General features: G+C 51.9%; 24 protein-coding genes. 18 read left to right on the top strand and 6 right to left on the bottom strand.

Annotation, left to right across the window (positions count from 1 at the left end):
• The first annotated feature begins 154 nt into the window (after window positions 1-154).
• From ACS5NO_RS28430 to ACS5NO_RS28405, 6 genes are all read left to right on the top strand, one after another.
• Window positions 155-862 (top strand): S41 family peptidase, encoded by a 708-nt coding sequence (locus ACS5NO_RS28430; RefSeq protein ID WP_439418270.1) that lies wholly within the window; start codon window positions 155-157, stop codon window positions 860-862.
• Between the two features lie 20 nt (window positions 863-882).
• Window positions 883-1551, top strand: coding sequence for a S41 family peptidase (locus ACS5NO_RS28425; protein WP_439418269.1), 669 nt, complete (start codon window positions 883-885; stop codon window positions 1549-1551).
• 476 nt (window positions 1552-2027) lie between these two features.
• Complete coding sequence (locus ACS5NO_RS28420) at window positions 2028-2621, top strand: hypothetical protein (RefSeq protein ID WP_439418268.1); 594 nt, start codon at window positions 2028-2030, stop codon at window positions 2619-2621.
• Window positions 2618-3046: a DUF2846 domain-containing protein gene (locus tag ACS5NO_RS28415; protein WP_439418267.1), complete on the top strand. Its 429-nt coding sequence runs from the start codon at window positions 2618-2620 to the stop codon at window positions 3044-3046. The genes ACS5NO_RS28420 and ACS5NO_RS28415 overlap by 4 nt, the downstream gene beginning before the upstream one ends.
• Window positions 3043-4059: a sensor histidine kinase gene (locus ACS5NO_RS28410; protein WP_439418266.1), complete on the top strand. Its 1017-nt coding sequence runs from the start codon at window positions 3043-3045 to the stop codon at window positions 4057-4059. The genes ACS5NO_RS28415 and ACS5NO_RS28410 overlap by 4 nt, the downstream gene beginning before the upstream one ends.
• Window positions 4060-4755, top strand: a complete 696-nt coding sequence (locus ACS5NO_RS28405; RefSeq protein WP_439418265.1) for a LytR/AlgR family response regulator transcription factor — start codon at window positions 4060-4062, stop codon at window positions 4753-4755.
• 138 nt (window positions 4756-4893) lie between these two features.
• Here ACS5NO_RS28405 and ACS5NO_RS28400 read toward each other — a convergent pair whose 3' ends face one another.
• Both ACS5NO_RS28400 and ACS5NO_RS28395 read right to left on the bottom strand, forming a co-directional pair.
• Window positions 4894-6078 (bottom strand): AraC family transcriptional regulator, encoded by a 1185-nt coding sequence (locus ACS5NO_RS28400; protein WP_439418264.1) that lies wholly within the window; start codon window positions 6076-6078, stop codon window positions 4894-4896.
• Window positions 6079-6247: 169 nt separating this feature from the next.
• Window positions 6248-6661 (bottom strand): hypothetical protein, encoded by a 414-nt coding sequence (locus tag ACS5NO_RS28395; protein ID WP_439418263.1) that lies wholly within the window; start codon window positions 6659-6661, stop codon window positions 6248-6250.
• A 146-nt stretch (window positions 6662-6807) separates the two neighbouring features.
• Here ACS5NO_RS28395 and ACS5NO_RS28390 point away from each other — a divergent pair, with 146 nt between their 5' ends.
• Window positions 6808-8016: a serine hydrolase domain-containing protein gene (locus tag ACS5NO_RS28390; protein WP_439418262.1), complete on the top strand. Its 1209-nt coding sequence runs from the start codon at window positions 6808-6810 to the stop codon at window positions 8014-8016.
• A gap of 24 nt (window positions 8017-8040) precedes the next feature.
• Here ACS5NO_RS28390 and ACS5NO_RS28385 read toward each other — a convergent pair whose 3' ends face one another.
• Window positions 8041-8922 (bottom strand): helix-turn-helix transcriptional regulator, encoded by an 882-nt coding sequence (locus ACS5NO_RS28385; protein ID WP_439418261.1) that lies wholly within the window; start codon window positions 8920-8922, stop codon window positions 8041-8043.
• A 205-nt stretch (window positions 8923-9127) separates the two neighbouring features.
• Between ACS5NO_RS28385 and ACS5NO_RS28380 the strand changes: the two genes are divergently transcribed.
• From ACS5NO_RS28380 to ACS5NO_RS28330, 11 genes are all read left to right on the top strand, one after another.
• Complete coding sequence (locus tag ACS5NO_RS28380) at window positions 9128-11515, top strand: TonB-dependent receptor (RefSeq protein WP_439418260.1); 2388 nt, start codon at window positions 9128-9130, stop codon at window positions 11513-11515.
• Between the two features lie 2 nt (window positions 11516-11517).
• On the top strand, window positions 11518-12348 hold the full coding sequence (locus ACS5NO_RS28375) for a DUF4249 domain-containing protein (RefSeq protein WP_439418259.1): 831 nt from the start codon (window positions 11518-11520) through the stop codon (window positions 12346-12348).
• Window positions 12349-12463: 115 nt separating this feature from the next.
• Window positions 12464-12970, top strand: a complete 507-nt coding sequence (locus ACS5NO_RS28370) for a nuclear transport factor 2 family protein (protein ID WP_439418258.1) — start codon at window positions 12464-12466, stop codon at window positions 12968-12970.
• A gap of 121 nt (window positions 12971-13091) precedes the next feature.
• Complete coding sequence (locus tag ACS5NO_RS28365) at window positions 13092-15362, top strand: carbohydrate binding family 9 domain-containing protein (RefSeq protein WP_439418257.1); 2271 nt, start codon at window positions 13092-13094, stop codon at window positions 15360-15362.
• Between the two features lie 84 nt (window positions 15363-15446).
• Window positions 15447-16559, top strand: coding sequence for a sensor histidine kinase (locus tag ACS5NO_RS28360; RefSeq protein WP_439418256.1), 1113 nt, complete (start codon window positions 15447-15449; stop codon window positions 16557-16559).
• Window positions 16522-17244 carry a LytR/AlgR family response regulator transcription factor gene (locus ACS5NO_RS28355; protein WP_439418255.1) on the top strand — a complete coding sequence of 241 codons (723 nt, stop codon included), beginning with the start codon at window positions 16522-16524 and terminating at the stop codon, window positions 17242-17244. The genes ACS5NO_RS28360 and ACS5NO_RS28355 overlap by 38 nt, the downstream gene beginning before the upstream one ends.
• Window positions 17245-17401: 157 nt before the next feature.
• Complete coding sequence (locus ACS5NO_RS28350) at window positions 17402-17758, top strand: hypothetical protein (protein WP_439418254.1); 357 nt, start codon at window positions 17402-17404, stop codon at window positions 17756-17758.
• The gene (locus ACS5NO_RS28345; protein WP_439418253.1) at window positions 17706-18077 is read left to right on the top strand and encodes a hypothetical protein; all 372 of its coding nucleotides are present in this window, start codon (window positions 17706-17708) and stop codon (window positions 18075-18077) included. Before ACS5NO_RS28350 ends, ACS5NO_RS28345 begins: the two co-directional genes overlap by 53 nt.
• A gap of 38 nt (window positions 18078-18115) precedes the next feature.
• Window positions 18116-18433 carry a helix-turn-helix domain-containing protein gene (locus ACS5NO_RS28340; protein ID WP_439418252.1) on the top strand — a complete coding sequence of 106 codons (318 nt, stop codon included), beginning with the start codon at window positions 18116-18118 and terminating at the stop codon, window positions 18431-18433.
• A 24-nt stretch (window positions 18434-18457) separates the two neighbouring features.
• Entirely contained in the window at window positions 18458-19081 is a 624-nt protein-coding gene (locus ACS5NO_RS28335; RefSeq protein ID WP_439418251.1) for a hypothetical protein, read from the top strand.
• 40 nt (window positions 19082-19121) lie between these two features.
• The gene (locus tag ACS5NO_RS28330; RefSeq protein ID WP_439418250.1) at window positions 19122-19574 is read left to right on the top strand and encodes a nuclear transport factor 2 family protein; all 453 of its coding nucleotides are present in this window, start codon (window positions 19122-19124) and stop codon (window positions 19572-19574) included.
• A gap of 51 nt (window positions 19575-19625) precedes the next feature.
• Here ACS5NO_RS28330 and ACS5NO_RS28325 read toward each other — a convergent pair whose 3' ends face one another.
• Genes ACS5NO_RS28325 through ACS5NO_RS28315 form a run of 3 tightly spaced genes read right to left on the bottom strand, consistent with a single transcriptional unit; the run spans window position 19626 to window position 24474 of the window.
• Window positions 19626-21812, bottom strand: a complete 2187-nt coding sequence (locus ACS5NO_RS28325; RefSeq protein ID WP_439418249.1) for a xanthine dehydrogenase family protein molybdopterin-binding subunit — start codon at window positions 21810-21812, stop codon at window positions 19626-19628.
• Window positions 21809-24010, bottom strand: a complete 2202-nt coding sequence (locus tag ACS5NO_RS28320) for a xanthine dehydrogenase family protein molybdopterin-binding subunit (protein ID WP_439418248.1) — start codon at window positions 24008-24010, stop codon at window positions 21809-21811. Before ACS5NO_RS28320 ends, ACS5NO_RS28325 begins: the two co-directional genes overlap by 4 nt.
• Window positions 24007-24474 (bottom strand): (2Fe-2S)-binding protein, encoded by a 468-nt coding sequence (locus ACS5NO_RS28315; protein ID WP_439418247.1) that lies wholly within the window; start codon window positions 24472-24474, stop codon window positions 24007-24009. Before ACS5NO_RS28315 ends, ACS5NO_RS28320 begins: the two co-directional genes overlap by 4 nt.
• Between the last annotated feature and the right edge of the window lie 254 nt (window positions 24475-24728).

The raw sequence follows: 24728 nt of genomic DNA, 5'->3' as shown, positions 1-24728 counted from the left end.
AGCGTGGCATGGCCCCTCGAAGAGCTTAATCGATTACTTTCTACTTCATTGTCTTCTTTCACTGCTTCACTCGTAAACCCATTGGTTTACAATGCTCTACTGACGCCATACGCTTTAATTTGCCCTCAGTTTCAACTTAAATTTACTTCAAATTATGAAAGCAATCTTTAGCAAACTGCTCTTATTTGCACTAATTTGGCTTACTATTGACGCCTGTAGCCCACGCGATGAATGGGAAGACATTCCTCCTCAAAACATACCAACAAAGTTGGAGGGCTTTTGGGAGTCCGAAGGTTATGGGTTTGTCCTGTCGATTCGTAATGGAGAGGCCACCGTATATGATGTGACGTCAACGACTTGTCTGCAAATGCGCCGGGATCATTATCTGATCGAACAGGGTAAATCTGTTGCCAAATGGAAAGTTCGTATTCACACCAATGGCAATGAATTTAGGTATATAAGCACGGGCTATACGGCAGAAATTCTGTTCAAACGACTACAAAAGCTCCCCTACAAGTGCGAAGCCAATCTAATTCAGCCTACCACAGATGCACAACAAAATTTTGATGTACTTTGGCAAACCTTCCAGGAACACTATGCTTTTTTCAAGCTTAGGGGAGTCGATTGGAATAAAATTCTCGCCCACTATAGACCCTTGGTCACTGAGCAGAATCTGTTCGAGGTCTTCTCCGAAATGCTCGCCCCTTTCCAGGAAGACCACGTTAACTTAACGACGTCGGATGGCCGTTTTTTTGAAGCTGGTCAAGGCCCCCTATTAGTTAGCAAGTTTTATAACGACTATTTGACCGATAAGCCCGGGGGAAGCTTTGAAGAATATATTCACAAGAATATGGTAAACTGATCGGCATTACCCAAAGCTATTTGAAAGGTTCGGTTAAAACGGCCGCAAACGGAAAGCTGATTTGGGGAAAACTCAGCGATAAGGTAGGATATCTACAGGTTGTGGAGATGTCAGCCTTTACGGAACCTTTTGATTATCAAGCCGAGCTGCCTACTCTTCGCGCTGGCCTGGATGAGGCCATGCGTGAATTGAACACGTTTCAAGCATTAGTGGTCGATATTCGGCTCAATGCAGGCGGAAGCGAATTAGCCGCTCTTGAAATTGCTGGCCGTTTTACAAACCAAGTTTTACCGGTCCTTACTATCTGTGCCCGTACAGCAACAGGCTTTGCACCCCCTTATCGAGTAGAGTCGACTCCGAAAGGGGGAAGTGCTTATACTAAACCGATGGTTGTGCTAACGAGTGCTTTTACGGCCAGTGCCACAGAATATTTTCTGTTGGCAGTTCGGCAGCTATCTCATGTCAGGGTAGTAGGCGAAAACACCAACGGTGTATTCTCCCAAGTCTTTAAAGAACTACCCAATGGCTGGTTGTTTAATCTCTCCAATGAGATTATCACAGATTTAAAAGGAGTATCCTATGAGAAAATTGGTATTCCTCCAGATATCGATGTACCCTTCTTTCCACGTGCGGATAGGAAAGCAGGCAACGATAGAGCACTGGAAAAGGCGCTAGATCTGTTAGAGTAAACAACCTAGTGCATCAGTTACAAAAAGAATCGTGCAAACTGCCGACTCGAACTACGATTATGCAGTAGCTAAAAATCTGCTAAACAGGAAACAGCAAGCCTATTTTTACACATCCTCGATGGCTCCGTAAGAAAAACTTCGCTGTATTTTCAAAAGTACTGTTTTTGTCTTCAGCTTTTTACTAACGGGAAAGAGGTCGCACAGGGATCGTCACAAAGTTTTCACACTTTCCCACAAACTTAAGCTCGTTGGCCACAAACCATTGATCAACTAAGAGATAAAAATTTGCTTTGAGACAGGATTCACCACATCTCCAATTGTTTAAAACTATGAAATACTGTTTTGTTTATTTACTGCTCTTTAGTTCACTGGTTCAGGCCCAAGATTCGGATTCATCCGCCAGAGTGATCCCTCCGAAAAGTAACTTTACCTTTGGATGGGTTAGCGAGGTCGGCTTGAGCCTTACCTCTACCAGTATGCCCGGCCTTCGCACTTTTTTTAAGGAAAACCAAATTGAACCGGATTTCCACCTTGATCCGTTTTTTCACATTGGGGTAGGCGCCCGCATGGAACGCATTAAAATCATGCTACAGGCCGGGTATGCTTTCCACTTCTTTTCGAGGCCCTCAGAAGCCGTTTCGGTAGCCCGCCAGGTCAATGGCCGGTATGGGGCACTGTTAGCGGGGTATGATCTGGCCAATAGCCGCAATCGACGGTTTTATGTAAACGGGGGGGTAGGTGGATTAGGGTACGAGTATTCGGTGTACCAACGAACGAATCAACGGGTTCCGTTGCAGGATTTATTAAAAAATCCACACCAGGGTTCTATACCTTCCTTAACCCTCCATCGCCCGTTTTGGGAGGTAAGTGTTGAGTATTCGCAGCGGGAAAAGCGAAAGCAAAGCACTGAAAGTGTATTACGGTTTGGCTACCGGCAGGGTTTCGACCGGCAAGCCTGGTCATCCGATGCGTTTCAAATAACGGATGCGCCCTTGGACCGGTTGAGCCAGTTCTTTTTTCAAGCAACCTACTATTTTTCCAGCAATTACTCGAAGACGAACCGGAAATGAAACTAGCTCCACTATTCCTACTCGCCAGGCTACTGCTGGCCATTTCAAATAATGATCTGGCTAGTCAAGCCAGTCATGCCCGGCTAATAATTTATCGGCAGCGGGAGTTTGCCGGAAATGCGTTTGAAGTAAAAGTCAACGAGAAAAATCAGGGTTTTTTGCCAACCAATCGGTATTTGGAGTTGACGCTGGACGCTGGACGCGTTAAAATCGAAACAGGACGTGATTATTTTTCGGACCCGCAAACGCTTTGGCTCACTTTACAAGCGGATCGGACGTATTATGTTAAGGCCGTCGAAGAGGTTGATTTCTTATCAAGGACGCTGTTATTAGCGCCAATAAAGGAGACACAGGCTCTGGAAGAACTTCGCACAGTCAAGCCATTGACGCCCCAGAGGGCTGGTGCAATCAAGGATAGGCCATGATGGTAAGGAAGAAACGATCGGTAGTTTTATTGAGTCTATCCCTGACAAGCTTAGTGCTCTACTGGGGTTATCGGTTGTACGAAAGTAGCTGGCAACAAGAAGCTATGGGGCCTAACCTGGCTGGTTTAGCGCGCTATATTGCTGGTATACTAATGCTGTTAATCTGCATATTGGTGATGGCGCACCTGAACTACCGCTGGGTATTTCGACACTGGGCACGAGAACGCTCCACCGGACTGAATTATTGGAGCTGGATATGTTTATTGGCTTGGATACTTTTTGAGCTGCTTCAGCTTCGGACGGATCAGGAAGCATCCTTTGTCGATGAGAACCTATTGGTAACGCTCCTCATTCTGGCGGGCCTTGTTGGTTATGGATTTGTGGCCGATGGCGTGCGTACACGTAGCGAGCAGGCTGATTTGTTGCAGCAAAAAACGGAAGCGGAACTGACGGCTCTAAAGGCACAGATCAATCCCCATTTTTTATTTAATGCGCTTAACACCATTTTCAATGAGGCCCAAAAGGCCCATAATCACAAAATTGCTGATTTGATTCAACAGTTATCGGGGATAATGCGCTTCACATTGCTGGAATCTACCCAGTCGTTGACCTCCATTGAAAACGAATTCGAATTTTTGACAAAATACCTGGCCCTGCAGCGCGCCAGGTTGCCAGAAACAGAAGCTATTCGGGTGACAACCCTACTTGATTGGGATGGGGAGCCTGCCCAAATTGCACCGTTGTTGCTCATACCGTTTGTTGAAAATGCATTTCAGTATGGTATCAGCTTTGCCCAGCCATCGTTTATTGATCTTGCGATTCGTGTTGAAAATCAACGGCTATGCATGCGCCTGGAAAACAGCGTACCGACTCTCAATTTAAGACATCTCAGTACAGGTACTGGTATTGCCACGGCACGCCGACGTCTGGAACTGATGTATAGCGGTTGCCATCGGCTGGAGATTGCGCGGGCCGATCATACATTTCTTGTTGAATTAACTCTAGATTTATAGATGGATATGCTGTATGCTGTTGCAATTGATGATGAACCTGCGGCTTTGGAAGTGCTCGAGCGTTACATTGAAAAGGTTCCTTTTATTCGGTTAGCACACCGGTTCCTTAGTGCTACAGAAGCGCTTCCATTTTTGTACCGGGAGCGCGTGGATCTGCTGTTTTTAGACATCCATATGCCCGATCTCAATGGGCTGGAAGTTGCTCACCTGGTGGCCAGTTTACAAATACCAATCATCTTTACGACGGCCCATGCCAACTTCGCCGTTGAAGGGTTTACCTTGCAGGCACTTGATTATCTGATTAAACCCATCGACTTTAGCCGTTTTTTGCAAGCCTGTAATCGGGCTTACGCCCAGTTGATGGTACAAAGGCAGGGCTCTTCGAGCATCTTTGTAAAAGATGGTTATGATTGGGTTCGCGTGAGTTTGGAGAAAGTGCTCTACATCCAGTCGGACACAAATTTACTCTATATCTATGAACAGGATCGGCGCATTACCACCCGAATGACAATGAGCGACATGGTCGCGAGTTTACCGGCCGATCGGTTTATTCGCATTCATAAATCCTATATTGTGGCCTTAAACGCCATCCAGAAAATTGAGCGCCATCAGGTAACCGTAGGCAATCACCTGATTCCCCTGGCAGGTAGCTACCGGGATGCCTTGGAAAAGCGACTTCTCAACAAGATCGGCTAACTTAGATTCGGGCCACCCGTTGTGCTTTGGTGAATTTAATGGTCAAGTTCCTGTGGAGACGTCAAATCTGGACTCTTGTATCTGGTACTTTAGGTACTCCCATTTCGTAGCGTATGGAGAACCTTCAAAGAAAACTCATCACGGCTCTGCTCTTTTTAGTGGTAAATGGGGTGGATAGATCAGAACATGGGTTCCCGTCAAACTAGCTTTACGATATTCAGAAGGCGTTTGTCCCGTTACTTTCTTGAAGACGGCATTAAAACTGGCTTTTGAATTGAATCCCGCGTCCAAACCGATGCTGAGAATTGTCAAATGATTTTTTTTAGGGTTGATCAGTTCCCGCTTGGTTTCCTCGACCCGGTAATGATTGATAAAGTCAAAAAAGGTTTGACCAAACAGACTATTTAACACCTGCGAAATATGGTATGCCGGCGCGTTGAGGTCGGCCGCTAATTTCGCCAGGGTGATGTCGGGGTCGAGATACCCTTTCTTGGTTTCCATCCATTCGATTAGTTGCAGGCTGTACTGACGGGCATGTTCGTCTCGTAAAGTCGATTTTCCATATTTTGCCGGTTCGACCCTGACTAGGTCGTCAGGAATCGTTGTCTTATAACTAACCGGAGGATGAAGGAAATGCAGGTAAGCAATGCTGTACAGCGAAACAACAACCAGCAATTCAAGCATCATGTACAGCGAGTAGGATGCGAGGTAGATGGTCAGCGCCCAAAACAGGGAGATGACACAAAGACCGATGAGGATATTCCGCAGCCAGCGCATACTCACCGGCTCAATCGTCGAGAAGAATTGGCGGATGTGACCACAATGACGAATCAACAGCCGGATGGACGCTGCCAGGTAAACAAACAGGTAAACAATGAAGAGGACGGTTCCTTCATTGACAAAATAAGCTTCCTTGGTGGCGTAGAGGCTTTGGGCAAACGCTTCCGATTCCCGCTCATTCATCAGAAAAAGCGGCAGTTCGAGGAGTGCAACCAAAAGAGCGGGCAAGCAGTGCAGGACTTCCCACCCTTGAAAGACGCGGTCCGGTTTAATTTGTAATCGGGTGTAGAAAAAGAGTAGGGGAGGCAGAACGAAATAGGCCGGTGCCGTCAGGCCCTCCAGCAACGGAAGGTGGTAGAGCAGTTTCGATTCATAGGCAAAATCCGTCATATTGGTGGCCGCAAACACCCAGACAAAAGCCCCCAGCCAGCGGTTCAACCGACGGTTGGCATCCGGACGAAACCATAAAACCGCTCCCAAAAGAGCACCCTGGATAAAGATCAGGAGGGCAAAAAGGGCCATCAGACCAAAAGAAAGTTGCATACGGATCGCTTCGTTCAGCCATGTTCTGTTCGCTAAAGTAAAGAAACCGTTTTTGCCTATTCGTCACTTCCATTTTTAAAGAAGTGGGTGTAATTCGTGATAAATGGTTCTACACTCTCCCCATTTATCCGCTCAATGTGTATCGAAATCTCTTTAAAACCCGCCTGCTTCAATCCATTGATTTCCGATAAAAAGCCCTGATTACATACGGAAGTGTCATGGTAAAAAGCCACACCCGCCAGCCTAACCCGATCAATAAAACCTCCCAGTTTAATTTTATTCCCAGGAAGTAAATGGCCAGTATAACCAGTGGCAGATTAAACAAATATGTGAGAACCTTTAGCCTTTTTTCGAGCATAGCAGGCGTATCCATCTGATTTTCAGTGGTTATTAATACTATCGATACAAACAAACAAAGAAAGGCAACGGACACATCAACGGAGCCAGCCACCCAATAAACCTGCCCGGTTTGGTTTACGATCGAAGCGGTTATGGGAAATAGTAGCGATACACTGAACAGGCCTAAAAACAACCGGGACAGCCACTTCCGGTGGGTCGGTGAGAAATACAACTTCAGATTCATGGTGTTAAAAATTAATATAGTGGATCGATCCGGCTTTAAAAGTAAACGTCGGCTGAAATAATGCTAAAAAAAGAGGTATAGCCTTCTAAGGCTGGACGAATGCTGCGAATTTTCATTCCACTTTTGGCAAAAAAACAATTCATACCATGCACCATTTCAGAGAGAAACGTACCTCTTCATTCATTACCCGTTCCATCGCCTGGATTTTCAGTTTAGCCTTCTTATCCGCCTGTGACCCGGGTAATGAGTCACTCAGCCCCGCCAGGGATTATGCGACGTTTTTACAAGGTCTCCTGGATAAAGCTGTGGCCGAAGATCCTATGGTTCACAATGCGGTTTTACGGGTGGAATCGCCGACGTTATCGCTCCATTGGAAAGGCGCCAGCGGACTCGCCAATCCGGCAACGGGTCAGAAAATGAAACCCAACCACGCCTTCCGGTCGGCCAGTATTGGAAAAACGACGCTCGCAGCCCTCGTCCTGAAACTGACGGAAGAAGGAAAAGTGGCCCTCAACGACCCTATCGGCAATTACCTGCCAGAGAACATTTTGACGGGTATCCATGTCCTGAACGGCGTCTCCTATCAACACCAAATTACCGTGCGCCAGTTGCTGAATCACATCTCCGGCATCGGAGATTATATCGAGGAGTTTATCAGCGAAGAAGATAAGACGGACGGTTTACCGTATTTGATGGAACTGGTGCTCGCCAAGCCGGACAAACGCTGGACGCCCCTCGAAACGATCCAGTTCTATAAACAGTACCTAAAGCCGCATTTCAAGCCCGGGGAAGGGTGGTTTTATTCAGATACGAATTACCAATTGCTCGGTTTGCTGGTCGAGAAGGTGACGGAGATGCCCCTGAATCAGGCGTACAAGAAATGGCTCTTCGATCCCCTGAAGATGGATAATACCTACCAGGAATTTTATGACCAGCCCCGGGGCGAATCCGTCGCCGACGGGGTTTCGCACTCCTTTTTCCTGACGTTCGATATCACGGATTTCAAAAGTGTTTCGGTGGATTGGGCGGGTGGGGGCCTGGTAACCACGACTGACGATCTGCGAAAGTTCATGCGTGCCCTCATCGGGAATACGTATTTCAGTAAGTCGGCGAGTAAAAATGAAATGTTTAGCTGGGTTCCGGTTTCGGGTCAGGTGGGATACGGACTGGGCATATCGAAAATCAGGCTGGCCGGAGAAGAACTGATCGGTCATGAAGGGTTTTATGGTTCTTCCTTGTATTACTGGCCCGCCCGGGATGCGGTCATTGTCTCCACCATCAACCAGGGTGTACCGGAAAAAAGTGCGGAGGAAGCGATTCTGATTCCGCTTCTCAACGAACTTAAAAAACCGTAGGGGAATGCCTGTGTAAACCGTGTTTTAAGCAACCGGAATCATGACTTCGAACTGATCGGGTTTTGCTGGTTCGATCAGGACGAGCGAATGATGATCACGCAGGTGGAAAAGCCCTTCCTGAACGGACTGTTGGATGACGGAATACGTCAACATCCCGCCCGACGGTAACGCTCCATTGAAACGAGCCATCAGGAAGTTTCCGGCTTCTAATTGGTGCCTAAAAAAACCGCATTGCTTCAAATACGGCGTTTGCCTTTCGTCCTGAACCAGAAAACCGGCCCGGATGATGGCCTTCGCCGGCGACGTGGCGCAGCCGATTCCCGAAGTGCCGAAAGCCAGCGGCAGCTTCAGCAGCGCCTGAATTTCGAACAACCTCCCAAGCCGTTGCCCGAACGCTTCGGGCGAACCCGTTGCCATCGGACCGAGGTAGTGGAAAAAATATGGAGTCGACGGATGCTGACGAATTACGTACTGGTTATCAAGCATTTGCTGTTTCCACTGCTGATCATAAACCGTCGATAAGCGGTCCTGCTGAACAAAACTGCCGGGAACTATCAGGTGACGTTGCGACCGGATCTTGGTCGGTGACTGATTAAAATACTGCGAAAATGCCCGGCTAAATGAATGTTTGGAGCCAAAGCCGGTCAAATCGCCAATATCGCCCATCGTGTAGCCGGAATGTTTTACGTACCCGAAGGCATGTTCCAGGTTGACCCGCCGGATCAGTTGCCCCAGGTTTTCGCCTGCTGTCTGACCAAACAGATGATGGAGGTAAAAGTACGATACGCCCACCTCCTCGCTAATGTCCCGGATGGTGAACGGCTGACCCAGGCGCGTCTCGATGTAATGCAGAACCTGATACGCCAAGTTGAGGTGAACCGGATGGGCTGCGGGACGGAAAAACATAATAGCAAAATTTGACAACCAGAACCAGGATGATCCAAACGATTTTTGCCCTGCGGGAGGACCTGCCACGAAGATACCCTTTGCGTAAAAAAGGTTGCCCCGAATTACATTGACGGAATAATAGGCTGACAGACAGTTTTTTCCTCCGGATTACTCACAACCATACCATCCGATTACCTTGAAAAAACCGCTCTTATTCTTTCTGATGCAAACCCTGCTTCTGATTGGCCAACACGCCGTTGCCCAACCGAAGCTGACACTAAACGGGTACGTCCGCAATACCGTTAACGGCGAAGGACTGATCGGCGCGTCGGTCCAGGTAAAAAGCCAGCCGGTCGGCGTCATCACCAATTCGTACGGCTATTTTTCGCTGACGCAGCTTTCCCGATCCGATACGTTGCTGATTCGTTCCATTGGTTTTCAGCCCCAGGAAATCCCGGTTGCGACCCTGCCCGCGACGGAGTCGATCCAGATTCGATTGCAACCGGACGCTCGGCAACTGGCCGAAGTAAGCGTAAAAGCCAGCCAGCCGAGCCAAAGCCTGCGGAATTTGGAAATGGGCACAACCACCCTGGATATGAAGACGATGAAAGCCATGCCCGCCCTGCTGGGCGAAGTCGATGTTGTTCGGAGCATTCAGTTGCTGCCGGGCGTCACCTCCGTTGGCGAAGGCGCAACGGGATTTAACGTACGCGGTGGGGGCGTAGATCAGAACCTGATTCTGCTCGACGAAGCCCCGGTTTATAACGCTTCGCACCTGATGGGTTTCTTTTCAGTCTTTAATCCGGACGCGGTCAAGGACGCGAAACTCATGAAAGGAGGCATTCCGGCCCAGTACGGCGGACGGCTTTCGTCGGTACTGGATGTGCGCCTGAAAGAAGGCAATACGCAGCGGTTCGAAGCCTCCGGGGGCATCGGCACCATTGCCAGTCGCCTGACCCTCGAAGGACCCTTAGTGAAGGATAAAGGATCGTTCCTGATTGCAGGCCGTCGTTCGTACTCCGATTTGATTCTGGGCCTTTCCGGCGACGAGCAGCTTAGTAAAAACGCCGTCTATTTTTATGACATCAGCGCGAAACTGAATTACCAACTTGGAGCCAAAGACCGGCTTTACGCGTCGGTCTATTCCAGCAAGGATGTGTTTCGGGTTGATTTCGAGGGTAAAAAAGTGGACATGCGCTGGAATAATCAAACCGGTACCCTGCGGTGGAATCACCTTTTTTCCCGGCGGCTTTTTGCCAATTTCACGGCGGTCTATAGCGCCTACGACTACCGGCTGGGCATTCCTCAGGAGGCACAGGGTGATATTTCGCTCGATCTGCCCGCCGGAATCCGGGGCGCAGACTGGACGTCGGCCATCCGGACCTACAACTTGAAAGCCGATTTCAGCTTTTACCTGAATCCCACTAATACCGTAAGCTTCGGCGGAAACTTCCTTCGGTACCGGTTCGAACCTGGCGCCCTGAAGCCGACCAACGAATCATCGCCGATCGGGGGACTGGAGCTGCCCGCCAAACACAGCCGGGAATACGCCCTTTACGCCGACAACGAGCAAACGCTGGGCGATCGCTGGGCGCTGCAATACGGCCTCCGGTTGTCGGGCTATGACTACCTCGGTCCGCAGCTTGTTCATGAGTATGCCGGCGCAGAAGAAGGACCTCAAACACCGGTCAATACCCGGCAGTTCGCGCGTGGTGAAGTCATTAGGTCCTACTATAACCTGGAGCCCCGGCTATCGCTTCGGTACCGGGTGACGGACGAAAGTTCGGTGAAAATGAGCTACAACCGGATGGCGCAGTATATTCACCTGATTTCGAATACAACGGCCGCTTCTCCCCTGGATAGCTGGACGCCGTCGACGAATAACATCCGGCCCGAACTCGCCGACCAACTGGCCGCCGGTTATTTCCGAACGCTGGGCCAGAACCGCTGGGAAGTGTCGGCGGAGGTGTATTACAAACAATGGCAACAGGCGATTGACTACCGGAATGGGGCCGAAACCCGGTTGAACCCCGATCTGGAAGGCGAGTTACGGTTTGGTCGCGGTCGATCGTATGGCCTGGAGGGTTCAATCCGTAAACACAGCGGTCGGCTGACCGGCTGGCTTAGTTATACGCTCTCGCGGGCCGAACAGCAAATCAACGGCATCAGCAACAACGCCTGGTACCCAGCCCGGTACGACCGGCGGCATATGGGCTCTCTCGTCAGCACGTACGCCCTTCCCCGACAATGGCGGTTTTCGGCCAATTTTACCTACACGACCGGCGTAGCCACCACGGCTCCGAACGCTCGGTATGAGGTAGACGGGGGAAGCATCGTCGTGCCCATCAATACGACCAAAGCACGCAACAATTTCCGGCTACCGGCCTACCACCGCCTTGATGTTTCGGCAACCCGAAAAGGTCGTCAGCAACCCGGTCAGCGCTGGCAGAGCGAATGGGTCTTCTCGGTGTACAATGTTTACGCCCGCCGAAACCCTTTCTCCATCTACTTTGAACAGAATGACGGGCCAAACACAAAACAGACTAATGCCGTTCGACTTGCCATTCTGGGAACGGTTTTGCCTTCCGTAACCTACAATTTCAAATTCTGATCATGAAAAACAAACAATTCCTTCTTGTGGTTATCCCACTGATTATATTTGTTTTAACCGGATGCGAAGATATTATTTCCCTCAAGGTTACGGACAGTGAACCCCAACTGGTTATAGACGGGTTGATTACCGACCAGCAGGGGCCTTATACCGTGCGCCTTTCCACGACGGCTCCGTATTTCGCCAATCGGGCGACGCCACCCGTCGAAAAGGCCAGGGTCATCCTCACCGACGAACGGGGCAGCACGGAGATGCTCACCGAAAAGCAGCCGGGTTTGTACAAAACTGCGGAATTTCAGGGCCGGATTGGCGGAAACTACACGCTTTCGGTTCAGGTGGCCGGGGAAACCTACACGGCCCGGACGGCGATCAACCGGGTTCCGGACATTGACTCCATCGGGACGGTTTTTCGCCCGGAAACGGATGACCGGGATGCCGGGTATTTTTTAACGTTTTACGGTCCTGAACTGCCCGGTAACTCGGACCAGTACCGGATAAAAGTCTTCCGCAACGATACACTGCTGAATAATCCGGAGCTGGATTTATTTTTCTTTACGGACGATTTTATCGACGGTCAGTACCTGAATGGCCTCGAACTCAGCGCCGGACCGTTTCAAAAGGGCGACCGGGCGCGCGTCGAAATTCATTCCATCACCAGCGAAACGTACCGCTTTCTGGTCGAATTGCAACGGCAACTGCGCAACGACGGTTTGTTTGCGAGCCCCGCCGAGAATGTTTCCACGAACATTACGAACACGAATACCAATGGAAAACCGGCTACGGGCTGGTTTGGCGGTTCGGCCGTGCGGAGTAAAACGATTCAAATCCGGTAATAACCGGTGGTTGTCGGGAAAAGTAATATCAGAATCGTGTTTTTGGAAGACTTACTGTCAGCCGACGGTTTCCTTGCGGACCAATACACCCATCCGTTCACCAACAAACCGCCCCATGCGTCAAAACTTTTCGATCATCAAAACCGGCTTTCTGGCCTTTCTGCTGCTGATCACCGTTCAATTTGCCCAGGCAACGAGCGATACATTGGAGACCAATCACCGCATCCCGCCCGATTTTGTAACCGCGTATTACAACGCGTACAGCGGCCTACCGAAGGCGGAGCGGCTTTCCCCTTTCTACGCCGACGATGTGATCCTGGAAGATCCCACCTTCCATTTTGTCGGGAAAGGGCGGCAGGCACTTTTTCAAAATTTCGATCAGGCCAACTTACCCAATACCTACCGGTGGGACATCCATCAGCAGATCATCGAGGGCAATCACCTTGTTACGGAAGGCCTGCTGCACGCGCACTATTTCGACCTGCCATATACCATGCGGTTTGTGAATATTTTTCACTTCAAAGACGGCAAAATCGTCCGGCAGTACGACTACTACGATACCGCCGATTACGATAAAGTAGTGGAAGCCTGGAAAGTCCGAAAGACGAATGAAACAAAGTAGCCAACGGAGCCTCCCGGTAAATAATCCCCCGTTCCCTGCAAACTGCTTTCGGGCGGCCGGCAAGGCACTATTTTTGTCTTGATCCACACCCAAAACCGGTTTTGGGACTAAGAAACAACCTATGAGGTTTTTTGCGCTATTCCTGTTTCTGACGATGGGACGAAGTTGCCTCCTTGTTGCGCAGGACACAACGTATCTAAGCAAGCCCCCGCTCGTTATTTACCGGGTAAATGGCCCCATCAAGCTCGATGGCCTGAGTAACGAGGCCGCCTGGCAAACCGTTACCCCGTTTCCATTCATTGTTTTTGAGCCGGTTTGGGGCGCGGCTCCGACCGAAAAAACGGAATTCCTGCTGGCCCACGACGATCGGTTTCTGTACGTAGCCGGGCGGTGTTACACCCGGGATGCCCGAACGATCGTTGCCCGAAATCTGGTCCGCGACGGCTGGCGTGGCGACGACTGGGTAACCCTGCACATCGACTCCCGATTCGACCACCAGAATGCCCTCGTGTTTTCGATTTATCCACTGGGTAGCCGGTTTGATATGGCCACGGCCAACGATGCGATCGAGTTTGGCAACAGTACCTTCAACGATGCCTTCAACATGGTTTGGCAGGGCAAAACGGTCATGAACCGGGAAGGGTGGTTTTTTGAAATGAAAATTCCGCTCTTCAATCTGCGCTACAAACGCGGGCCGTCCGGGGAAGTCAGGATGGCCATCAGTTCCACCCGCGCCATTCAGCACAAGCAGGAGTATCACCAGTTTCCGGCCATTTCCCGGAATGTGATCGAGCCCATCATGAAGCCGTCGGTGAAGCAGCCCGTTGTTTTTCAAAACCTGCCCCAGCAAACCTTATTCCTTCTGACGCCTTACGTTGCCGGTGGCACCGACCGTCGCTTCGATTGGCAGGATACTCAGGGTCGCTATCGGGCCAATCGGAAAAACAACCTGCAGGCCGGGCTTGACGCCAAGATTGGCCTTTCGCCCAATCATACCCTGGATCTCTCAGTCAATCCGGACTTTGCTCAGGTCGAAGCGGATGTTCAACAGGTAAACCTAAGCCGGTTCAACCTGCTTTTTCCCGAAAGACGCCTGTTTTTTCAGGAGCAGGCCGGACTTTTTGAATTGAATCTAGGTGATGACAGCCAGTTATTTTATAGCCGCCAAATCGGTCTGTTCAATGGTCGGCTCTCACCGATTTACGGCGGGCTTCGGCTGACGGGCAAGCTGACGCCCAAAACCGACCTGGGTATTTTAACCATGCAGTCAGCAGAATCCCAGGTCGAAGGCAATACCGTCCTGCCCACCGAAAATTTCAGCGTCGTTCGGTTACGGCACAAAGTGTTCAACGATCGCAGTTTCGTGGGGGCCATGTTCACGTCCCGACTCGGTGCAGCCCGTCAAAACTACGCCTACGGAGTCGACGCCCTTCTCAATCCATCCCGCGATTCCTACCTGAAACTTGCGGCCGCCATCACCCTGACGACCGAACCCGGCAAACTCCAATCGCTTAGCCTCGACCAAAGCCGGTTGGCCTTCCAGTGGGAAACCCGGCGCAAGGAAGGCTGGATTGCGAAAGTTGGGTATGGGTATTCGGGGAAAGAAGTTCGGCCGGAGGTCGGTTTCATCGACCGCACCAACTTTCACAACGGGTTCGGGCAGGTTCATTTTGGGCGTTTTTCAAAAGGGCGGAAAGGGGTTTTTCAATACCAGCGGTGGACCGTGGGGCGGGTTAAAACGTATTGGAACGCGCAAAATGGCCACCTGGAAAGCCTGGAAGCCGGTACGGGCTGGAATGCCAACACGTTTCTGGGCACGAACTGGACCGTCGCCCTCAACCACAACACCGAATACCTGACTGAGCCGATCGACTTCGGGAACGGGGTTTTGGTCCAACCGGGGCACTACCATTTCCTGGGCGTGTCCGCTTCGTTCGCTCCACCGCGTAACAAAACGATTCAGGTGCCCATCGAGCTTGGCGAAGGCGGTTTCTACGAAGGCCGCAAATTCTTTCTGAACCTGAGTCCAACCATCAACCTGGGCCGGCACGCGGAACTATTGACCGAATACAAACTTACCTACCTGCGTTTTCCGGACCAGAACCGGGCGCCGGTCATTCACATTGGGCGGCTAAAGGTAGGCTATGCCCTTGACCTGCATTTCTCGGCCAGCCTGAATGTGCAATACAACAGCATTCAGCAAAAGTTTTTTACAAATGCCCGGCTGCGTTACAACTTCCGGGATGGGCATGACCTGTACGTGGTTTGGAATGAAAACGGGTACGCTACCAGCCGATTCAATGGCCTTACCCGCCTGGTTTCGGACCAGCAAACGATTCTCATGAAGTATTCTGTTACGTTTCAGCCTTTGGCCCGGCGCTACCGGACCTGAGCCGGAATGGTCGAGGCAACAGCCCGTGTTCGGAAAGTCTGTATTTATCCGTTATTTTGCAAATCAAAACACTTTATACTTACCATGTTAGCGGGCCGGTATGCATTCGTCCGGGTTCTGACCGGCTGGTTTTTCCTGAGCCTGCTCTACGGTTTTCAGCAGTACCTTTTGTATTCGCTGGACGGGATCAACTGCGGTTTTTGGGAAAGCCTGTTCAGTCAGGTGCCTAACTTTATGCTCTGGAGCGTCTACGGCCTGTTGATTCGGCGACTCGACGAACGCTTTCCCCTCTTACAAACGCCCGCTCCCCGGTTGCTGGCCATCCACGGCCTGACCGCTACGGGTATTGCTTCCCTGCACATTCTGGCCCTGGGAACATCGCGGTGGCTTTTGATCGACTGCTGCAACTTCGAAACTTGGCGGCACAGCCTGACCGCGTATTCCCGCGCCTGGTTCTTTTTTCAATACATTCTGTACGGAACCATTCTACTGGTAATCAACGGATTAAACTGGTACCGGCAATTTCACGAGGAGCGGACGCAAGCCTTGCTGCTCGAAAAACAGTTGACTGAAGCCGAACTGCACATTCTGAAAATGCAGCTCAATCCGCACTTTCTGTTCAACGCACTCAATACCGTCAGCATGCTGATTCGGGTCAAACAACCGGAGCGGGCTACGCAAACCCTGGCGTCGCTTGGTCATTTGCTGCGGGAATATCTCAAAACCAGCTCGACCCAACTGGTTTCCTTGATTCATGAATTGACCAATGTGCAACGGTATCTCGATATCGAACGCATCCGGTTTCAGCACCGGTTTACGTATTCGGTGGACGTGCAGAAGGATCTGGAAGACGCCCTGGTGCCCGATTTGCTGTTACAGCCGCTGGTCGAAAATGCGATTCGGCACGGCTTCAGCCAACCGATTGCCAATTGTCATCTTGACCTTCGGATTTACCGGCAGGCCGACCAGCTCCTGATGAAGGTGCAGGACAACGGCATCGGTTTCGATCCGTCTACCTGCAACGTGGGCATTGGCCTGACGAATACCCGGCAGCGACTCGCTAGAATTTACGGCAAAGCGGCCACCTTCCGGGTTCAAACTGAGCCCGGTAAAGGTACGGTGCTCTTCTTGACGATTCCCTTTCAAACCGCAAACGACCATGAACAGCCGGAAGCCCTTGAGAGTGTGCATCATTGACGATGAACCACTGGCCCGCGAGGGACTTTGCTGGCTGGTTGGTCAGGAGGCTGAGGTCGAGGTCCTCGGTTCGTTTGCCATTGGTCAGCAAGCCGTTGAGCAGCTGCGGCTTTTCAAACCCGACCTGTTGTTTCTGGACGTGCAAATGCCCCAGTTGAACGGGTTTGAGGTTTTGCAGGATATTGTCGAGGTCCATCAGCCGGTCGTTATTTTCGTCACGGCCCACGAAATGTATTCTTTGCAGGCCTTTCGTGTGAAGGCATTCGACTACCTGCTCAAGCCCTTTTCCGACGAGGATTTGCGGACCACACTCAACCGGGCCCGGCAATACGTGCAAGGACAGCAGGCCTTGCAGGAAAAATCCGAAACCTACCTGACGACGCTCGTCGTGAAAACCAAACGCGGTACCGAACAGATTCCGGTTTGTCAGATTGAGTCCATCACGTCCTACGATTACTACACCTGCGTTTTCGTGGGTTCGCAAAAACACCTCCTTCGCCAATCGATGAACGAACTGGAGAAACAGTTGAATCCGGCGGAGTTTGTGCGCATACACCGGACGGCGATCGTGCCCATCCGCCTGATCCGGTCGTTTACTTCGGATCAGGCCACCACGTTTTCCGGCCTGTGTTTTCCGGTCAGTCGGGCGGGTTTAGCCCGGTTGAAAGCCCGGTTGTTGCGGTAAGTTACGGAATGTGCGCATTTCGTACGGTTTTCAACTAATTGTGATTTCTGAGCGGGCGAATAAACTATCAGGATCATGTTTTCGATAGATTATACCACGTAACGGTGTCAGTTTTGCCGGGCAGAAACCACGCGAGAAACTCCGATTCAATCAAGTTATGACGGTTTTTGACTACCTTCTTTCAGTTGCCTGCGGTTTGGGCGTCCTGCTGGGCTTTTACGTCGCGTACCTGCTCTGGCACCGAACGGGCCCGGATCGGCTCGCCCATCAACTGCTGGCCCTGACGGTGGTTTGTGTGTCGTTGCGCGTCAGCAAACCGCTGTTGGTTTTATACGTTGACCTGCCGCCGTTTGCGGAATTTATAGGGCTGGCGGGCAGTCTGGTGGCCGTGCCGGTTTTTTTTCTGTTTCTAAAAATCCGGCTCGCGAATCAGAACCGCTTGCGACCCGGCTACGGGTGGCATGCCCTTCCTGCCGGCCTGTACGTGGTTTGGATTTCATCCGTATTACGATGACCGGATTTATTCGCTGATCCTGCTCCACAACCTGCTTTACATCAGTGCCTGTCTGTACTGGGTCTGGGTCCGGCGTTATCGAAATGTTCTTTCCAAACCCGTTTACAGGGGTCTGGTGGGCTTAACCGCCGGAATAACCACAATTTGGCTGGCCTACCTTTATTCCTGGCTGGTCGAACCGCCGATTATCCGAATGCTCCAAACCGCCACCGTGAGTTACAGCGTTCTGGTCGGCTTTTTACTGCATATCCTGATTCGAAAAAGTACCTGTTCGCCGAAATTCCCACTCCCAAATATGAACGCTCCCGGTTATCGGTAACCCATTCGCGGGATTATTTCAGGCGGCTGGAGCAAACGGTGGAAAATAAACACCTATACCTGGATGCCGGTCTGACGCTTCAGTCCCTGTCGACGCTCACGGGCCTGTCTACGCGCCTCATCTCCCAGGTGGTCAACGAAAACGCCCGCGTCAATCTCTCGGATTGGCTGAATAATTTTCGGGTCGAGGAGGCCAAACGGCGCCTGGCTGATCCGGCTTGGCAGTCGGCCAAGATTGCCACCATTGCCTTCGACTGCGGATTCAATACGCTGTCGTCGTTCAACACGGTTTTTAAAACCAAAACGGCACAAACGCCCTCCGAATACCGGGCTCGTTACCGAATGAATGCAAATTGATACGCGTCGGCCTTTAAGCTGAAAATGAACTCACCTATCCACCTGTTACTGATTGTGTTAGTATTAATTACCCTGCCGACGTGGGGAAGGTGTCCGGTTGACTCAGTAGCGCGGGGCCTGCTGCCGCACGAAGGGATAACACTCGACCTTTCGCTCGGATACGCGTTACCCCAACGCCAGAAAATTCAGCTGTTGGTACCTGCCTCCAACCAAACTTTTGGTGGGGCGAGTGCTTCGCTAGCTCTGTGGAAGTATGTATTCACCTACGGCGATGGCACCCGGTTTTTTGATCTGGGAGCCGATGGTTCGTATTTGCCCTTTGTTCAGTCTTCCAAAAAGGCCTCTTTATATGAGGAACTACGTTTTTATGTTATCAAAGCCGGCGTTCGACATTCCATGTACTTTTTGTCAGAAAAAGGTTTTGAACAATCGGTTATGATTGGGCTGGCCTTTCCCGGCAAGACGCTCGACCGTCGGCTACGGCAGGTTAACCCAACGCTAGGCGGCTATTTCGGCTATTTTACGCCGGTTGTTGGAAAGGTGCGCTTCGGCATAAAGTGGAATTGGAATTTTATCCGGCTACCCAGTGTGCCGTCCGGAACAATTTACGCCCATGTCTTTAATTTGGCCGTTCGTACATCCATTTGAACTTCTCCCAATAACAGTCAATCTATCAATCATAAATCTCATGAACACAACCAATTTTGCTGAATTACAGGACAAGCAACAACTGACCGAATTAGTCAATCGCTTGTTTATGTACACCGACGTCCGAAACTGGTCGGGTTTGCTGGCTGAAGTTTTTACGCCGACGGTTTACCTCGACATGGAATCGAACGGGGGTGGCGCCCCGGGAACCGTAACGGCCCAGGCCATTGCCGATGGCTGGCACCAGGGTTTTCAGGGCATCGACGCGGTGCACCACCAGGGCGGGCATTACCTCATCACGGTCCGGGAAAACCGGGCGGATGTATTCGGCTACGCAGTTGCTACGCATTACCGGGCGGCTGCCACGCGGAGTACAAGCCGAACCTTTGTAGGGAGTTACGAAATAAAAGCGGAGCGAACGGATGCGGGCTGGCGGCTAAACCACCTGAAATACAATCTCAAGTTCAGTGAAGGAAATGCTACCCTCGAGTGAGGGTTGCCTAAACGATGGAGGAGGACTGGCTACGAATGGGCAGAGTCTTATTTAGGGATTGAACATCTCGTCCAGCGCAAACGGCAGTTTCCGGATGCGCCGACCGGTCAGGTTAAAAACCGCGTTGGTTAAAGCGGGTGCCATAGGCGGCAGGGCGGTTTCGCCAACGCCCGTTGGCTGGCCGGTCGTACCGATCACAAACACCTCGATTGTGGGTATTTCAGAGATGCGCAAGACCGGATAATCGTGAAAATTGCTCTGCTGTACCCGGCCTTGCTCGATGGTGATGCCTTTTTTAATGGCCACCGTCAGGCCCATGATGATATTCCCTTCGGTTTGCGCCCGGACATTATCCGGGTTGATCGCCAACCCGCAATCGATGACCGAAATCACGTTTTCAATTACAACGGAAGCGGTTTTCCGGGCAACCACGCAGACATGCGCGCAGTAACTATCGGCAAACCGGGTGATGGCCATCCCGCGTCCTTTTCCCACCGGAAGCGGTTTGTGCCAGCCCGATTTTTCGGCCAGTAAGGTCAACACCTGCTGGGCGCGGTGATCATCTGCCAGGAGCCCGGATCGAAACGTCAGCGGGTCTTTCCCGGCGGCAACGGCCAGTTCGTCGACAAACGATTCATACGCAAAATTGATGTTGGAGGCATAAACGGCCCGCCACCAGACGATCGGAATCCGGGTTTTGGCCAACTGAAAGCTATACTTCGAATTGGGGAAATGGTAAATACCGTCGCCCCGCGCCCAATCGTCGGCTTGCGTTTCCGGAAGTCCACCCTCAAAACCGGATTGATGCCGAATGGAGGCCGTAGCCACTTTGTGTTGAAAGGCAACGACCTTACCGGCCGAGTTCAAGCCTGCTTTCAATGTATTCAGCACGCCGGGCCGAAAGGGTCCCTGTTGCAGGTCGTCCTCCCGGGTCCAGATTACCTTAACCGGAGCGCTCACCTGTTTTGACAGATAAACCGCTTCGAGCAGGTAGTCGTAATAGGCTTTCCGGCCAAAGGCGCCCCCCGAAAAAAGGACGTTAACTTTTACGTGTTCCGGAGGAATCTGGAGGTACGCGGCAATTTCCCTAACGGCCCAATCCGGTGCCTGAACGGGTGCCCAGATTTCACAACGATCGCCCTGAACGTGGGCGACGGCCGTTTCGGGCTCCATCGGAGCGTGGGCCAGAAAAGGGGTTTCGTACTGCGCTTCGAGTTGGCGCGGAGCCGTTGCCAGCGCAGTCTCAAAATCACCGTCCTGTTGGTACACCACGCCCTCCGATTTTGCAAGCTCGTACAGGCCGCTGAAATAGTCGGCGGTGCTTTCGCTGGAAGAATCCGCATCCTGCCACTTCACAACCAAGGCTTTGCGCCCTTGCAGCGCGGCAGCATACGAATCGGCCAGCACCGCAACCGCAGCCGGGCGGGCGTGGAGCATGGGCCGTTCCGCAATCAGGACTTTCCGAACGCCCTTGATTCGCAACGCGTTGGTTGCCTCCAGGCTTTCGACGGTGCCATAAATGGTCGGCGCGTGTTCAATAGCTGCGTAGCGCATACCCGGCACGGTGGCGTCGATGCCAAAAACAGCTTTTCCCGTCACTTTGGGCCGAACGTCGGGCCGGTGGGTTGCCTTCCCGATCAGGGTAAAATCCTCTTTTCTTTTGAGTTTTGGTTCTTCCGGGATGTCCAGTCTGGCCGCATCCTTCACCAATTCACCGTACGGAAAAGGTCGGAGCCCCAGTTTGGTTCGGCAGTGAACGGTTCCTTCCCGCGCGTAACACTCCGTCACGGGCACCTGCCAGCGTTGGGCAGCCACCGTCAACAGCATTTCTTTGGCGGCTGCTCCGGCTTTTCGCATCGGCTCCCAGGACGAACTGACGCTGCTGCTGCCGCCTGCCAACTGATAACCGTATTTCTGGCTCCCATCCGAAAACTGAATCGTTACCTGATCGAGTCGCACCTCCAGTTCTTCGGCCAGCAGCAGGGCAATTGCCTGATAGGTCCCCTGGCCCATTTCCGGATGCGGATTGATCAGCGTGATTTTTCCGGTTTGGTCAATGCGGATGAAAACCGTCAGCTCGGAGACATTCGTGGCTACTAAACCGGGTTTTTTACCGGGTTCATCCGTCCCTGCTTGGGCAGTGCCCGACAGCGAAAAACCGAGCATAAGGGCCACCCCCGAGAATAGGGTCTGTTTGACGAAGACCCGGCGATTGGTTGATTTATGGATTGTATTCATGGTTCTACCCGGTTTAAATCAATCGGCAACCGTCGAATTCGCTTTCCCGTAGCGGCAAATAGGGCGTTGCAAAGAGCCGGGATGGCGGGCGGCAATCCCATTTCGCCCAGCCCCATCGGATGCTCGTCACTCGGAATAAAGTGAACGTCAATGTGGGCCGGAGCGTCATGGATGCGCATCAGTCGGTATTCGTCAAAATTGCTCTCCCGTACCCGGCCTCCCTCCACGTGGATCGCGCCATTCATGGCGGTGCTAAAACCATCCAGAATGCCACCTTCAATCTGGGCCGTAGCCCCGCTGTGATTGATAACACGTCCGCAATCAATCGCAGCAACGACCCTCAGAATTTGATAGGTAGTGGACGTTGGCCGGGAAATCGTCACCACCTCGGCGCAATACGTTCCGAACGTGTAATGGGAAGCAAAACCACGAAACTCGCCTTGGGGAGTGGGCTGGTTCCAGCCTGATTTCTGGGCAACCAGATCAATAACGGCCCGCATCCGGGCGGTGCTGAACACCTTATTCCCGTAAGTATTCTGGGCAAATAACCGGTCCGTGTCCCCCAACAAGTCAAGCTGCAAGTCAACCGGGTTTTTGCGGGCCATCGTAGCCAGCTCATCCAGAAACGATTGCAGGTAAAAGGCCGTCACGTTATGGCCCGGCCCGCGCCAGGCACCGTTGGGAATTTTGGTGTTCACCCAAACCGTATCGGCGCGAAAGTTGGCGATCTGGCCCGCCGGAAAACTATCGGGCCAGAAATATCCGGCGGTTTTGGACTGCCAGGCCACCAGCCGGTTCGCGGCATCAAAACCGGCTTTCAGCCGGCATTGGCCGTACAGGTTGTAGAAATCGTGCTGGAAATCGTCTTCGCGGGTCCAGACGACCTGGACCGGTTGGCCTACAGACTTGGACAAAACAATCGCTTCAACCGCGTAATCGGCTTCCAGCCGCCGACCAAAGCCCCCACCGGCACGCGTCATCTGGACGGCTATTTTCTCCGCCGGAAGGCCGGTCAGTTCCACTGCCCGCTCCTGCACCGCTTTGGGAACTTGCGTGGGACCCACCAGGTCGGCCCGATCGGCCCGTACATCGGCGCAGTAATTCATGGGTTCCATCGTCGCATGGGCCCAATACGGAACCTCATATACGGCCTCATGAATGGTAACACATGTTGTAAAGGCCTGATCGACATCGCCTTCGTGGCGTCTCGGTGCACCGGAAACCGCATCCAGGAGGTCATTGGCTTTTTGCCGAATGGTCTGGTCCGACTCCTGTTGACCACCCTGAAAGTCCCATTCGACGGACAAGGCTTTTCGGCCTTTCAGGGCGGCCCAGGTCGTTCGGGCGATGACCGCAACACCCTGAAGGGTAGGCTGGGACGCCACCGCCGGCAGTTGCACGACCTGAAGGACACCGTCGATCCGGAGCGCAGCAGTGGCGTCAAACCGTTTTACTTTCCCCTGAAAAACCGGACACCGCGCAATGACCGCTACCAGCGCGCCTTTCGGTCGGCTATCCAGGCCAAAAAGAGCGTTGCCCGTTACAATTTTGCGGTTTTCAATCCCGGAAACGGCCGTCCCAATCAAGCGAAAGTCTTTCGGGTCTTTCAAACGCGGAAACTCGGGCGTAATCACCCGGGAGATGGTATCATCGACCAGTTCTGCATACGTGAAGGCCTGCGTCGTTCCCCGGCGGTGTACCGATCCGTTCCGGGTAAAACAATCGCTCAACGGAACACCCCACCGTTTGGAAGCAGCTTCCAGGAAGATTTCACGGGCAACGGCGCCCGCTTTTCGGAGCAGTTCATAATTTGTTTTAATAGCCCCGCTACCCGCGGCAACCTGCTCGCCAAACCGGCCATCGAGAACCGCTTGCTGAACGTCGATTTGTGACCAGTCTACGTCCAATTCTTCGGCAATCAGCATGGGTAATGCCGTCATTACGCCCTGGCCAATTTCTGGATTTTTAGCCAGAATGATAATCTTTCCGGTATTGGTAAACTTCAAATAAACATTTGGTTCAAAATTCTTTTCGTCAACGACTGCGCCCGCGTTGGCGAGCGGAATACCGATGAGCAAGCCGATCCCGGCTAGACTACTGACGGTCAGGAACCTCCGCCGATTCATCGAATCAGCCAAACCGGTCGTTGAGGAAGGGGAAGTGCCCTCGTTGGGGGGCGTTTGACGGGGCGATTTCATCCTTTTCCGGTTTTCTGAGCCGCCAGTTTGATGGCCTTCCGGATCCGGACGTAAGTACCACAGCGGCAAAGATTTCCGGCCATGGCTGCATCAATATCCGCATCCGTTGGATTTTTCTTTTGGGCTAGCAGGCTGGCTGCCGACATAATTTGTCCGCTTTGGCAATAGCCGCACTGGGGCACATCCATTTCGATCCAAGCTATCTGAACCGGGTGAGTCCCGGTGGCCGAAAGTCCTTCGATGGTTGTGATTTTCGATTTTCCAACGGTCGTAACCGGGGTCAGGCAGGACCGGATCGGTTGGCCATTCTGGTGTACGGTGCAGGCACCACACAAGCCTTTCCCACAACCGAATTTAGTGCCGGTCAGCCCCAACTCATCCCGGAGAATCCACAGCAGGGGGGTGTCCGGATCGGCCTCAACGGAACGGGGCTGGTTATTAACGAATAAGGTGAACGAAGCCATTAGCAAACGGTGGTAAATACTCTTTCGATTCTGTGAATAGCCACTCCAAGTTTACCAGACTATTCCGACATCAAAAGAATTCGTCAGCGAATGCACTCGTTTATGCAGGGAAAGAGTGGACTTGCTACATTTGACTGGAGACTTTTTTTAGGCAGATTTGGGGCAAATCTAAAAGTAGCCATGAAAAAAAGGCGTGTATTTGACGAAGCATTCAAGGAAATGGCCCGCGCGGATTTCTATGGGTTAAGCAAGTG

The organism is Larkinella fluvii (genome assembly GCF_051857545.1).
Lineage (GTDB): Bacteria > Bacteroidota > Bacteroidia > Cytophagales > Spirosomataceae > Larkinella.
The sequence above is the reverse complement of the archived record's forward strand: the minus strand, read 5'-3'. Positions and strand labels throughout refer to the sequence as shown.